Annotated in this window: 26 protein-coding genes; all 26 read left to right on the top strand. The window is 40.5% G+C overall.

Features of this window, described 5'->3' with window-relative positions:
* The coding region (locus H0U71_05280; GenBank protein ID MBA2654458.1) for an elongation factor Tu at positions 1–140 on the top strand (140 nt) is incomplete at its 5' end.
* A 7-nt stretch (positions 141–147) separates the two neighbouring features.
* Positions 148–459 (top strand): 30S ribosomal protein S10, encoded by a 312-nt coding sequence (rpsJ, locus tag H0U71_05285; protein MBA2654459.1) that lies wholly within the window; start codon positions 148–150, stop codon positions 457–459.
* An 87-nt stretch (positions 460–546) separates the two neighbouring features.
* On the top strand, positions 547–1,200 hold the full coding sequence (rplC, locus tag H0U71_05290; GenBank protein ID MBA2654460.1) for a 50S ribosomal protein L3: 654 nt from the start codon (positions 547–549) through the stop codon (positions 1,198–1,200).
* On the top strand, positions 1,200–1,817 hold the full coding sequence (gene rplD, locus H0U71_05295; GenBank protein MBA2654461.1) for a 50S ribosomal protein L4: 618 nt from the start codon (positions 1,200–1,202) through the stop codon (positions 1,815–1,817). The genes rplC and rplD overlap by 1 nt, the downstream gene beginning before the upstream one ends.
* A complete protein-coding gene (gene rplW / locus H0U71_05300; protein ID MBA2654462.1) occupies positions 1,814–2,110 on the top strand; it encodes a 50S ribosomal protein L23 in 297 nt (98 codons plus the stop codon). The genes rplD and rplW overlap by 4 nt, the downstream gene beginning before the upstream one ends.
* An 11-nt stretch (positions 2,111–2,121) precedes the next feature.
* Complete coding sequence (gene rplB / locus H0U71_05305) at positions 2,122–2,946, top strand: 50S ribosomal protein L2 (protein ID MBA2654463.1); 825 nt, start codon at positions 2,122–2,124, stop codon at positions 2,944–2,946.
* A 17-nt stretch (positions 2,947–2,963) separates the two neighbouring features.
* Complete coding sequence (gene rpsS, locus H0U71_05310; GenBank protein ID MBA2654464.1) at positions 2,964–3,251, top strand: 30S ribosomal protein S19; 288 nt, start codon at positions 2,964–2,966, stop codon at positions 3,249–3,251.
* 3 nt (positions 3,252–3,254) lie between these two features.
* Complete coding sequence (rplV, locus tag H0U71_05315; protein MBA2654465.1) at positions 3,255–3,590, top strand: 50S ribosomal protein L22; 336 nt, start codon at positions 3,255–3,257, stop codon at positions 3,588–3,590.
* 14 nt (positions 3,591–3,604) lie between these two features.
* Entirely contained in the window at positions 3,605–4,273 is a 669-nt protein-coding gene (rpsC, locus tag H0U71_05320) for a 30S ribosomal protein S3 (protein ID MBA2654466.1), read from the top strand.
* Between the two features lie 72 nt (positions 4,274–4,345).
* Positions 4,346–4,759 carry a 50S ribosomal protein L16 gene (rplP, locus tag H0U71_05325; GenBank protein MBA2654467.1) on the top strand — a complete coding sequence of 138 codons (414 nt, stop codon included), beginning with the start codon at positions 4,346–4,348 and terminating at the stop codon, positions 4,757–4,759.
* Positions 4,759–4,950 carry a 50S ribosomal protein L29 gene (rpmC, locus tag H0U71_05330; GenBank protein MBA2654468.1) on the top strand — a complete coding sequence of 64 codons (192 nt, stop codon included), beginning with the start codon at positions 4,759–4,761 and terminating at the stop codon, positions 4,948–4,950. The genes rplP and rpmC overlap by 1 nt, the downstream gene beginning before the upstream one ends.
* Positions 4,950–5,216, top strand: coding sequence for a 30S ribosomal protein S17 (gene rpsQ / locus H0U71_05335; protein ID MBA2654469.1), 267 nt, complete (start codon positions 4,950–4,952; stop codon positions 5,214–5,216). The genes rpmC and rpsQ overlap by 1 nt, the downstream gene beginning before the upstream one ends.
* 96 nt (positions 5,217–5,312) lie before the next feature.
* Positions 5,313–5,678 carry a 50S ribosomal protein L14 gene (rplN, locus tag H0U71_05340; protein MBA2654470.1) on the top strand — a complete coding sequence of 122 codons (366 nt, stop codon included), beginning with the start codon at positions 5,313–5,315 and terminating at the stop codon, positions 5,676–5,678.
* A gap of 19 nt (positions 5,679–5,697) precedes the next feature.
* Positions 5,698–6,012 carry a 50S ribosomal protein L24 gene (gene rplX / locus H0U71_05345; GenBank protein MBA2654471.1) on the top strand — a complete coding sequence of 105 codons (315 nt, stop codon included), beginning with the start codon at positions 5,698–5,700 and terminating at the stop codon, positions 6,010–6,012.
* Between the two features lie 15 nt (positions 6,013–6,027).
* The gene (gene rplE / locus H0U71_05350; protein MBA2654472.1) at positions 6,028–6,564 is read left to right on the top strand and encodes a 50S ribosomal protein L5; all 537 of its coding nucleotides are present in this window, start codon (positions 6,028–6,030) and stop codon (positions 6,562–6,564) included.
* A gap of 8 nt (positions 6,565–6,572) precedes the next feature.
* On the top strand, positions 6,573–6,878 hold the full coding sequence (gene rpsN / locus H0U71_05355) for a 30S ribosomal protein S14 (protein ID MBA2654473.1): 306 nt from the start codon (positions 6,573–6,575) through the stop codon (positions 6,876–6,878).
* 93 nt (positions 6,879–6,971) lie between these two features.
* A complete protein-coding gene (rpsH, locus tag H0U71_05360) occupies positions 6,972–7,367 on the top strand; it encodes a 30S ribosomal protein S8 (protein ID MBA2654474.1) in 396 nt (131 codons plus the stop codon).
* A gap of 9 nt (positions 7,368–7,376) precedes the next feature.
* The gene (rplF, locus tag H0U71_05365) at positions 7,377–7,910 is read left to right on the top strand and encodes a 50S ribosomal protein L6 (GenBank protein ID MBA2654475.1); all 534 of its coding nucleotides are present in this window, start codon (positions 7,377–7,379) and stop codon (positions 7,908–7,910) included.
* Positions 7,910–8,260, top strand: a complete 351-nt coding sequence (gene rplR / locus H0U71_05370) for a 50S ribosomal protein L18 (GenBank protein ID MBA2654476.1) — start codon at positions 7,910–7,912, stop codon at positions 8,258–8,260. The genes rplF and rplR overlap by 1 nt, the downstream gene beginning before the upstream one ends.
* 13 nt (positions 8,261–8,273) lie before the next feature.
* Positions 8,274–8,777: a 30S ribosomal protein S5 gene (gene rpsE, locus H0U71_05375; GenBank protein MBA2654477.1), complete on the top strand. Its 504-nt coding sequence runs from the start codon at positions 8,274–8,276 to the stop codon at positions 8,775–8,777.
* A 3-nt stretch (positions 8,778–8,780) separates the two neighbouring features.
* Positions 8,781–8,969 (top strand): 50S ribosomal protein L30, encoded by a 189-nt coding sequence (gene rpmD / locus H0U71_05380; GenBank protein MBA2654478.1) that lies wholly within the window; start codon positions 8,781–8,783, stop codon positions 8,967–8,969.
* 2 nt (positions 8,970–8,971) lie between these two features.
* Positions 8,972–9,406, top strand: a complete 435-nt coding sequence (gene rplO / locus H0U71_05385) for a 50S ribosomal protein L15 (protein ID MBA2654479.1) — start codon at positions 8,972–8,974, stop codon at positions 9,404–9,406.
* Complete coding sequence (gene secY / locus H0U71_05390) at positions 9,406–10,734, top strand: preprotein translocase subunit SecY (GenBank protein MBA2654480.1); 1,329 nt, start codon at positions 9,406–9,408, stop codon at positions 10,732–10,734. The genes rplO and secY overlap by 1 nt, the downstream gene beginning before the upstream one ends.
* A gap of 41 nt (positions 10,735–10,775) precedes the next feature.
* Positions 10,776–10,889, top strand: a complete 114-nt coding sequence (gene rpmJ, locus H0U71_05395; protein MBA2654481.1) for a 50S ribosomal protein L36 — start codon at positions 10,776–10,778, stop codon at positions 10,887–10,889.
* Between the two features lie 122 nt (positions 10,890–11,011).
* Entirely contained in the window at positions 11,012–11,368 is a 357-nt protein-coding gene (rpsM, locus tag H0U71_05400; GenBank protein MBA2654482.1) for a 30S ribosomal protein S13, read from the top strand.
* A 23-nt stretch (positions 11,369–11,391) separates the two neighbouring features.
* Positions 11,392–11,769, top strand: coding sequence for a 30S ribosomal protein S11 (rpsK, locus tag H0U71_05405; GenBank protein MBA2654483.1), 378 nt, complete (start codon positions 11,392–11,394; stop codon positions 11,767–11,769).
* Position 11,770 lies beyond the last annotated feature (1 nt).

An 11,770-nucleotide genomic window follows, 5' to 3' on the forward strand; every position in this document is an offset into this window, starting at 1 on the left:
AGATGGTGATGCCAGGAGACAATGTAACGGTAATCGTAACATTGTTGGCGCCAATAGCGATGGAAGATGGCTTACGTTTTGCAATTCGCGAAGGTGGTCGTACAGTGGGTGCTGGTGTAGTAACAAAGGTTGTTGAGTAATCCTATGATAAAGAACCAAAAAATTCGTATCCGTTTGAAAGCATTTGATCATAAACTGCTTGATAAAGCGGCTAAAGAAATTGTTGATACGGCAAAAAGAACAGGCGCAAGAGTCAATGGGCCTATCCCATTGCCAACTCGGCAGCAAGCATTTAGTGTTCTGATTTCTCCTCATAAGGATAAGGACGCACAGGATCAATTTGTAATTCGCACACATAAGCGAGTTCTGGATATTATCCAACCTACTGATAAAACAGTTGATGCATTGATGAAACTGGATTTATCAGCAGGGGTGGATGTTCAAATTAAGGTAGATTAATTGAACAATAGATAAAAGCCTTGATTGCTAGCAATCAAGAATCATGTTTAGTGAATCGAATAAGCGATATCTATAGAGGTTACAAAAATGCCAATTGGATTAGTCGGTCGGAAATGTGGGATGACACGACAGTTTACAGAAGATGGTAATTCTATCCCGGTTACGGTGATAGAGATTACTCCTAATCGTGTCGCTCAAATTAAAACAAGCGAAAATGATGGCTATCGTAGTTATCAAATTACTACAGGCGCAAAAAAACCTAGCCGAGTGACTAAGCCTTCGGCCGGTCATTTTGCAAAGGCTGGCGTAGACGCGGGCACAGGTTTGTGGGAATTTCGTTTAGAAGAAAGTGAGGGGGAAGATATCGCTGTGGGTTCAGAACTCAAAGTGGATATTTTTGAGCCTGGTCAAAAAATAGATGTGACAGGTATTTCTCGCGGAAAGGGTTTTGCAGGTGCGGTTAAAAGGCACAATTTTAGAACTCAAGATGCTACTCACGGTAATTCTCGATCACACCGTGCGCCAGGATCTATTGGTCAAAACCAATCGCCGGGTCGTGTATTCAAAGGTAAAAAGATGGCTGGGCATTTAGGTAATAAACGTTGCACTATGCAGAATCAAGAAGTAATTAGAATCGACGTTGAGCGCAATATACTGTTAGTAAAGGGAGCAGTTCCCGGAGCTCCAGGTAGTATGGTTATCATTCAACCTTCAGTAAAGACAAAGAGAGGGGGTGAATAATGGAGTTAGGAGTTCTGACCGCTGACGGTAAAGAAAGTAAAGTTACTGTTTCAGACGCAAATTTTGGGGTTGAATTTAACGAAGGGTTGGTGCACCAAGTAGTGACTGCTTATATGGCGGCGGCGCGTGCTGGCACAAGTGCACAAAAAAGTCGTTCAGATGTAAGGGGCGGTGGTAAAAAACCATGGCGTCAAAAAGGTACAGGTCGTGCCAGAGCAGGAACAATCCGTAGTCCAATATGGCGTTCAGGCGGGGTTACATTTGCTGCACGTCCAAGAAGCTATGCCCAAAAAGTGAATCGTAAAATGTATCGAGCGGCTTTTAAGGCAATATTGTCTGAGCTAGTACGTCAGGAACGGTTAACGGTGATTGACGAGATTAAAATTGCAAATCCAAAAACGAAAGAATTGGTTAACAAATTAAAACAACTTAACATCGAGACAAGTGTGTTAATTGTAACAGAAAAGATGGACGCCACTTTAGAATTAGCTGGCCGCAATATTCATACAATTGGGATTTGCCAATCAAGCGAGATCAATCCAGTTAGTTTGATACAGTTTGAACAAGTATTAATAACGGCTGAGGCGTTGAAAAATCTTGAGGAGAGATTGGTATGAACGAGCAAAGAATATTAAAAGTGTTACTTTCTCCCCATATTTCAGAGAAATCAACAATTGCTAATGAAAATAATCAGTACGTATTTAAAGTAATAAAAGACTCAACCAAGCCTGAAATCAAACAGGCAATTGAAAAATTATTCAATGTCAAAGTTGTGTCAGTCCAGGTAGTTAATTTAAAACCTAAGAAAGTGCAATTTAAGCGAATGGAAGGCACGCGCAAAGCTTGGAAAAAAGCCTATGTTCGATTGGCGGATGGTAGTCAAATTGACTTTACTGGTGGACAAGCATAGGAGAATATTTGATGGCAATTCAAAAACCAAATCCAACGTCCCCAGGTCGTCGGTCAGCAATTAAAATCGTAAACCCTGATTTATATAAGGGTAAGCCACATGATGCTTTGCTAACGCCAAAGATTAAAATTAATGGTCGTAATAATCAGGGGCGAATTACGGTTCGTCATCGTGGGGGCGGTCATAAGAAACAATATCGATTAGTCGATTTTAAAAGAAACAAAGATGGTATTGTTGGTAAAGTTGAGCGGATTGAATATGATCCAAATCGAAGTGCACATATTATATTAGTATTATACGCGGATGGCGAAAGACGTTATACTATTGCGCCTAAAGGGTTACAGGCGGGTTCGGAAATAATTTCTGGAGCAGACGCCCCGATAAAAGTAGGTAATTGTTTACCACTTCAAAATATCCCAGTGGGCTCAATGATCCACTGCATAGAATTAAGACCTAATAAAGGCGCTCAGTTAGCGCGAAGTGCGGGCGCTGCGGTTCAGTTGGTCGCAAGAGAAGGTGAATATTGTTTATTACGTTTGCGTTCAGGGGAATTACGAAAGGTTCTCTCAACATGTCGTGCGACAATTGGAGAGGTTTCAAACTCTGAGCACAATCTGCGTTCATTAGGAAAAGCGGGCGCTAGTCGCTGGAGAGGTCGAAGACCTACCGTGCGAGGGGTTGCCATGAATCCAATCGATCACCCACATGGTGGTGGTGAAGGGCGTACTTCTGGAGGGCGACATCCTGTTAGTCCAACAGGTGTACCTACCAAGGGTTACAAAACACGCAAAAATAAACGCACTAAAAAAATGATAGTTCGTGATCGTAGAAAATAGTATAGAGAGGTATTAAAGTGCCACGTTCAATTAAAAAAGGACCATTCGTGGACCACCACTTATTAAAAAAAGTGGACGAAGCTGTTGCAGTTAGTAGCAAAAAACCCATTAAGACGTGGTCTCGCAGGTCAATGATTATGCCTGAAATGTTAGGTTTAACGATTGCGGTTCATAATGGTAAAAATCATGTTCCCGTATTTATTACTGAAAATATGGTTGGCCATAAATTGGGCGAGTTTGCTTTAACCAGAACTTTTCGCTCTCATTCGGGCGATAGAAAAGCAGTGAAGAAAAAGGGGGAATAGTAAGTGTCTGAAGTCGCGGCAATATTAAAACATGCGAGAATTTCTCCACAAAAGGTAAGACTAGTTGCGGATCAAATCCGTGGCAAAAGTGTTGCCATGGCGAGTGATATTCTTACTTTTAGCAATAAAAAAGCAGCTGCTTTGATTAAGAAGGTTTTAGATTCTGCCATCGCAAACGCGGAGCACAATGAAGGTGCTGATATTGATGAACTAAAAGTGTCCAAAATATTCATCGATCAAGGGCCAACATTTAAGCGCTTGCACGCAAGAGCAAGAGGGCGCTCCGATCGCATTTTAAAGCGCACTTGTCACATCACTGTGATGGTATCAGATAATTAATCAGAGAGGACGGCATGGGTCAGAAAGTTAATCCAGTAGGTATACGATTAGGCATCATTAGAGAATCAAACTCAAAATGGTATGCTGATAAAGGCAACTATGCAAAGTACCTTAATGCAGATTTGAGAGTGCGAGCATTTTTAATAGACAAGCTTGCTAATGCTGCAATAAGTAAAATTGAGATAAAAAGGCCAGCTAAAAATGCCTTAATCACTATTGACGCTGCTCGTCCTGGCGCCATTATTGGTAAGAAAGGCAATGCAATTGATGAGCTTCGAGAAGATATCAAGAAGTTAATGGGCGGAGTACCTGTTCACATCAATATTGTTGAAATTAAGAAGCCTGAATTAGATGCCAGACTAGTTGCGGTGAGCGTTGCTCAGCAATTAGAGCGGCGTGTTATGTTTAGAAGAGCTATGAAAAGAGCTGTTCAGAATGCGATGCGCGCAGGGGCTCAAGGGATCAAAATAACGGTAAGCGGACGTCTGGGCGGTGCTGAAATAGCAAGAACAGAATGGTATCGAGAAGGTAGGGTGCCCTTACATACTTTTAGAGCGGATATTGATTATTCAACCGCTTCAGCCCATACCACCTATGGGGTAATTGGGGTTAAAGTATGGATTTTTAAAGGCGAAGTAATTGGTTCTGAAGCAGAGAACGAAGGTAGCAAAGAAACTGCTTAACTGTTTCTGGCTATATGTCAGAACGTGACTGACGCGGATACGGTAGCCGCAGAAAATTAGAGGAATTAGATAATGTTACAACCGAAACGTACTAAATTTCGTAAACAATTTAAAGGTCGAAATCGTGGCCTGGCAAATCGTGGCAGTAAAGTCAGTTTCGGCGAATTTGGCTTAAAAGTAGCTGAAAGAGGTCGAATCACGGCGCGTCAAATTGAAGCTGCAAGACGTACAATTTCAAGAGCGATTAAACGTGGTGGCAAAGTTTGGATTCGTGTATTCCCAGACAAACCAATAACACAAAAGCCATTAGAAGTTCGGCAGGGTAAAGGTAAAGGTAACGTTGAGTATTGGGTGGCACTTGTTCAGCCAGGCAAAGTCCTTATTGAAATTGAGGGCATATCTGAAGAAGTTGCTCGAGAGGCATTCACACTTGCTGCAGCTAAATTACCATTGCGTACAATTTTTGTTAAAAGAACGGTGATGTAATGAATTCAAATGAATTAAGAGAAAAATCTGTTGCAGATTTAAATAACGAGCTAACTGCATTGTTGCGTGAACAATTTAACTTAAGAATGCAAGGTGGGTTAGGCAAGGCGCCCAGGCCGCATTTGTTTAAAAAAGTGAGACGAACAATTGCACAAGTTAAAACGATTCTTAGAGAGAAGACGGAGCAATAATGGCTGAAGCAGAAAAATTAGCTCGCGCCCTGGTGGGTGTAGTAGTAAGTAACAAAATGACTAAAACAATTGTTGTCAAAGTCGAGCGTAAAATTAAACATCCTGTGTATGGTAAATATATTAAAAAGAGTAAAAATTATCATGTTCATGATGAAGAAAACCGCTGCTCAATTGGTGACACTGTTCAGATTATAGAGTGTCGACCTATGTCCAAAACTAAAAGTTGGATGCTCGAAAAGGTTATTGAACAAGTAGCCCAAATTTAGTGCTTAATTTGGTGAAAAATTTTGTCTGATAAAAAAGAAATGGTACAATCTAAAGTCTTTGCCTCGCGCGAAGATCGAATTGGAGGCTGGAATTAAATGATTCAAATGCGATCACGGCTTGATGTGGCGGATAATAGTGGCGCCCGTCAGGTTATGTGCATTAAAGTGCTAAAGGGCTCAAAAAGACGCTACGCAAATGTAGGGGATGTAATAAAAGTCAGCATAAAAGAAGCAATACCGCGCGGAAAGGTCAAAAAAGGTGATGTTATGTTTGCCGTTGTTGTTCGCACAAGAAAAGGTGTGCGAAGACAAGATGGCTCATTAATTCGTTTTGATGACAATGCAGTAGTACTGCTTAATAATCAACTTGAGCCAATTGGAACTCGTATTTTTGGTCCCGTTTCACGTGAATTGAGGGCGGAATTTATGAAGATAATATCATTGGCCCCAGAGGTTTTATAAGAGAGATTGTGTCATGTCGATGCGTAAAATTAAAAAAGACGATACCGTTATTGTTACCGCAGGTAAAAATAAAGGTATGAAAGGTAAAGTTTTAAAGGTACTAAAAGAAGCGGTGATTGTTGAAGGCGTGAATGTGATTAAAAAGCATATCAAGCCCAACCCGGCTAAAGGTGTGCAAGGTGGTATTAAAGAACAAGAAGCAGCAATACATTGCTCTAATGTAGCACTGATTAACCCCGCAACAAATCAACCTGAAAAAGTAGGTATTAGGTTTTTAGAAGATGGACGTAAAGTGCGTTATTTTAAATCTAGTAACGAAGTCATCGATATTTAACGGGGTAAGAGATAGATGGCCACATTTCAAAAATTATATCAGGATACAGTGCGTAATAAGCTAATGGAGCAATTTAGCTATAAAAGCATTATGCAAGTTCCTAAAGTGCAAAAAATTACCCTTAACATAGGGCTTGATGCAGCAGCTGACAAAAAAGTATTGGCAAACGCGATTTCAGATTTAACTTTGATTGCAGGTCAGAAAGCTGTCCCAACCATGGCTCGAAAATCTATTGCAGGTTTTAAGATTCGTGAAGGCTGGCCGATCGGTTGTAAGGTAACCTTGCGTGGTGAACGCATGTTTGAAATGCTTGAACGTTTGGTTTGCTACGTGTTCCCACGAATTCGCGATTTTCGTGGTTTTAGCCCTAAAGGTTTTGATGGTCAAGGTAATTATAACCTTGGAATTAAAGAACAGATTGTTTTTCCTGAAATAGATTATGACAAGATTGATGCTATTCGTGGATTAAATATCGCGATAACAACGAGTGCCAAGACAGATCAAGAGGCACGAGCATTGTTATCTGCATTTAAATTTCCGTTTAAGGAATGAGGTTATAAATGGCTAAAAGAAGTATGGTTGCCCGAGAACGTGTGCGTGAAAAAGAATCAGCTCGCGCATATAAACCTAGACAAATTTTAAAAGATATTATTAATAGTCACACTGCTTCTTATGAAGACAAATTAGAGGCTGTTAAGAAATTGAATAAGAGAACACGAGACGAAAGTCCTTCTCGTCACCAAAGACGGTGCGAGCAATGTGGTAGACCTCGTGCGGTCTATCGTAAGTTTGCTCTTTGTCGTATACATCTAAGAGAAGCTGCAATGCGCGGCGATGTTCCTGGTTTAGTTAAGGCCAGTTGGTAGTTTAATACCTTTTCCGCCAATTTCATTGATGAAAAACAATGGTATCAGGTGGAGTAGGTATTTCTAATTAAGTTTACTGAGGATTTAAAATCAATGAGTATCTCAGATCCAGTTGCAGATATGTTAACACGTATTAGAAATGCACAAGCTGTTGGTAAAAAACAGGTTAAAATGCCTTGTTCAAAACAAAAGATTGCTATTGTTGAAGTGCTGAAAAATGAAGGCTTTGTCAATAGTTTTGATGTGATTGAAGAAAATGGTAAAAGAACATTGGATGTTTCTTTGAAATATTATAATGGTAAGCCTGTTATCGATAAAATAAAGCGTGTAAGCCGTCCTGGATTACGTGTTTATGTGGGTAAAGCAGATCTTCCAAAGGTTATGAGTGGGTTAGGAGTGGCAATTATTTCAACTTCTAATGGCGTTATGAGTGATCGCGCTGCTCGAAAGGCAGGTCAGGGCGGTGAAGTTATATGTTATGTGAGTTAGGAGTTTGGGATGTCTAGAGTAGCGAAAAACCCCATTAAACTGCCATCGGGTGTATCAGTCACGTTTAATGGCAATAAAATAAATATTAAAGGCAGTAAGGGCAGCCTTGAGCGGAATATACACGAAGCCGTCTCAGTTAAACTTGAAGATGATACTATGTATTTCGAGCCTAAGTCTGACCTTGTAACCGCTAATGCTCTAGCGGGCACTACCCGAGCTGTTGTGAACAACATGGTTAAGGGTGTTAGTGAAGGTTTTGTCAAAGAATTGCAACTGGTGGGTGTGGGATATAAAGCGCAATCAAAAGGCAATATCTTAGGTTTAACATTAGGACATTCTCATCCAATTAATTATGATGTCCCTCAGGGCATAACTATTGAAACACCTACTCAAACAGAAATAGTTGTTAAAGGTGTTGATAAAGAATTGGTCGGCCAGGTATGCGCTGATATTATTGCTTATCGTAAACCCGAACCTTATAAAGGAAAGGGCGTGCGATATAAAGGTCAACAGATCATACTTAAAGAGGCTAAGAAGAAGTAATGGATAAGAAAGCTGCTAGATTAAGACGTGCCAAACGTACTCGTGCACGCATTCAACAACTTGATGTTAATCGATTATGCATACATCGAACGCCACGCCATATTTACGTGCAGGTCATTGCACCAAATGGTAAGGTTTTAGCTAGTGCATCTACTTTAGATAAATCTATCAAAGCAGATGTGACTTATGGTGGAAATGTCGCGGCTGCAAAACATATTGGCAAAATTATTGCTACACGCTGCCAAGAAGTGGGTGTCACAAAAGTCGCGTTTGATCGATCTGGATTTAAGTATCATGGTCGCATACAAGCACTTGCAGATGCTGCCCGTGAAAATGGTTTACCGATATAAAGGGTCTTAATAAATGGCAACTGAGAAAGAATTAGTCACGATAGAAAAAACGGATAAGTTAGTTTACGTAAACCGTACTTCTAAGGTCGTTAAAGGTGGTAGAAAATTTAGCTTTTCAGCAATCGTAGTTGTTGGCGATGGAAATGGTGAAATTGGTTATGGCAATGGTAAGGCTAATGAAGTCCCTGCCGCTATTCAAAAAGCAATGGAGAGCGCCCGCCGTAATCGTGTTCGTATTGCAATGAAGGGATCAACCTTACAGCATGAAATTATTGGCCGACATGGAGCGACCAAAGTTTTTATGAAACCTGCATCTGATGGTACTGGTATTATTGCGGGTAGTGCAATGCGTGCTGTGTTTGAAGTAATGGGTATTAAAAATATACTCTCTAAAGTTATCGGCTCTAGTAATCCAATGAATGTGGTTAGAGCAACCATAAATGGGCTGACCAGTATGGCTACGCCTGAAACAATTGCCGATAAACGTGGCAAAACGGTTGAAGAGATTGTGGAATAAGTCATGAGCAAAATAAACGAATTAAATGTAACATTGGTGCGCAGTCTTTCAAAATGCTTAGAAAAGCACAAGGCTTGTGTGAAGGGCTTAGGCATTAAGCGCATAAATAGACCGGTTACGGTTATGGATACTCCAGAAAACCGTGGCATGATCAACAAAGTAGCATATCTATTAAAAGTAGAGGAAAAATAGCCATGTACCTCAATACATTGCAGCCTACACCAGGCTCTAAGAAAAAAGCTGTTCGCGTGGGTCGTGGTATCGGAAGCGGTATCGGTAAAACATGTGGCCGAGGTCATAAAGGTCAACATTCACGTGCTGGCGGTTATAGAAAAGTAGGTTTTGAAGGTGGTCAGATGCCATTACAAAGACGACTGCCAAAGTTTGGTTTTAAGTCGCGGAAGTCATTTGTTACCGCTGAGGTAAGGCTTCATGAATTATCAAAAGTAAAGGTTGACGTTGTTGACTTAGCAGCACTTAAAGAAGCTAATGTCATAAATGAACATATCAGATATGTGAAAATTATTGCCAAAGGCGAATTTACTCAAAAAATCACTGTTTCAGGTTTAAGAGTTACCGCTGGTGCGAAGAAGCTAATTGAAGCTGCAGGTGGTAAGGTTGAAGCATAATGTCTAAAGGAAAAATCGGCTCAGCCTTATCGCAAGGTGGGTTAGTTGAATTAAAAAGAAGACTTTTCTTTGTAGTCCTAGGTATTATAATTTACCGAATTGGTGCACATATTCCTGTTCCTGGAATTGACCCTCACAAATTAGCAGAACTATTCGCGCGGCATACCGACGGAATATTGGGTCAACTCAATATGTTCTCCGGTGGAGCATTGCTCAAACTGACTGTTTTTGCCTTGGGTGTAATGCCATACATATCTTCGTCTATTATTATGCAACTTTTCTCAGTGATGTCTCCTAAGTTGGAGCAATTAAAAAAGGAAGGTGAAGCTGGGCGTCGAAAAATTACCCAATATACCCGCTATGGTACTCTCGGTTTATCATTGTTCCAGGCCATAGGTATTGCTAAGTGGTTAGCGAGTCAAGGTATCGTCATTAATCCTGACTTTAGTTTTTATTTTATAGCTACCGTTACGTTGGTTACGGGTACAATGTTTTTAATGTGGCTCGGTGAGCAGATGACTGAGCGTGGTATCGGGAATGGTATTTCACTGATAATTTTTGCTGGTATAGTTTCGCGTTTCCCTGAAGCTATTGCACAACTGATCAATCGAGTTAAACAGGGACAGATGCAAGTCATTTCCCTCATAGCTTTAGTTGCTATTGTTCTCGCAGTTACTGCATTTGTGGTCTTCATGGAAAGAGCTCAGCGCAAAATTCCAGTGAACTATGCAAAACGCCAGCAAGGTCGCAAAATTTATGCTGCCCAAAGCAGCCATTTGCCTCTGAAAATCAATATGGCTGGAGTTATTCCACCCATTTTTGCTTCTAGTTTAATTATGTTTCCTGCTACCATAGCCCAGTTTTTCAGTACTGTGAAACATATGGGATGGTTACGGGACCTTAGTTTGGCTTTGGCAGTAGGCCAGCCACTTTATTTAATGTGTTTTACAGCGGCGATAGTATTCTTTTCGTTTTTCTACACGGCCTTAGTGTTTAATCCTAAGGAAACTGCGGATAATTTGAAGAAATCAGGAGGATTCATTCCTGGTATTCGCCCTGGTGATCAAACAGCTAATTACATTGATAAAGTGATGACACGACTAACATTAATCGGGGCAATTTATTTATCCCTTGTTGCTTTATTGCCCGAGTTCTTAATAACAACTTGGCATGTGCCCTTCTATTTTGGCGGCACTTCCTTATTAATTATTGTGGTTGTCATTATGGACTTTATAGCCCAATTACAAGCTCATATGATGACTTATCAATATGAGTCAATAATGAAAAAAGCAAATCTCAAAGGTCGTAATTTGGGGCTTTTACGTTAGCGAATAATTCACGCTAAACAGTTATTAACCGGAGAATTAAAGTGAAAGTTAGAGTTTCAGTTAAAAGAATATGTAGAAATTGTAAAGTTATACGGCGTAACCGAATTGTTCGTGTCATCTGTAAAGATGCACGTCATAAGCAACGTCAAGGTTAAATTATTCGTTAAACTTCTTAGAGTGCGCGGTCAATGTTGATTTTTTCAGCCTAGAGCGTTATCCTAAGCAGCTTTTTTATAGACGGTTCTAAGTTTTTGTGCGGAGATTAAATTAAATGGCAATAGCTCGAATTGCAGGTGTTAACATTCCAGTTAATAAGAATGCAGATATCGCTTTAACCGCGATCTTTGGTATTGGTAGACAGACTGCTATAGCAATCTGCGAGAAGGTGGGCATTGACCCCCTTACTAAGGTGAAGAATTTGACAGAATCTGAGCTCGACACAATTCGTGCCGAAATCGGAACTTATACAATTGAAGGGGATCTTCGTCGCGAAATATCAATGAATATTAAACGACTAACAGATCTTGGCTGTTATCGTGGGATACGTCATCGTCGCGGTTTACCGTTACGTGGTCAACGCACTAGAACTAATGCGCGTACTCGTAAAGGTAAAGCGAAACCTGTACGTAAATAAAAGCACTTGGGAAAAATTGAAATATGAACAAGCGAAAAAGATCGAAATCACATGTGTCCCACGGGCAGGCACATATAACTTCAAAGTTTAATAATACAATCATTACCCTAACTGATGCTCAAGGCAATGTTATTGCTTGGTCAAGTGCAGGTAGTTGTGGATTTAAAGGATCACGGAAAGGCACTCCTTTTGCGGCTCAGGTAGCAGCTGAAAAAGCAGCCAAAAAGGCTAAAGAGATATGTGGTCTGACTTATATAGAAGTGTATGTTCAAGGTCCAGGTTCTGGTAGAGAAGCTGCTATTAGAACATTACGTACCTGTGATCTTATTGTAGAACAAATTGTTGACGTGACACCTATTCCCCACAATGGTTGTCGGCCGTCTAAAAAGCGTCGTGTGTAGG

The organism is Gammaproteobacteria bacterium, assembly GCA_013697705.1.
Taxonomy (GTDB): domain Bacteria; phylum Pseudomonadota; class Gammaproteobacteria; order UBA6002; family UBA6002; genus UBA6002.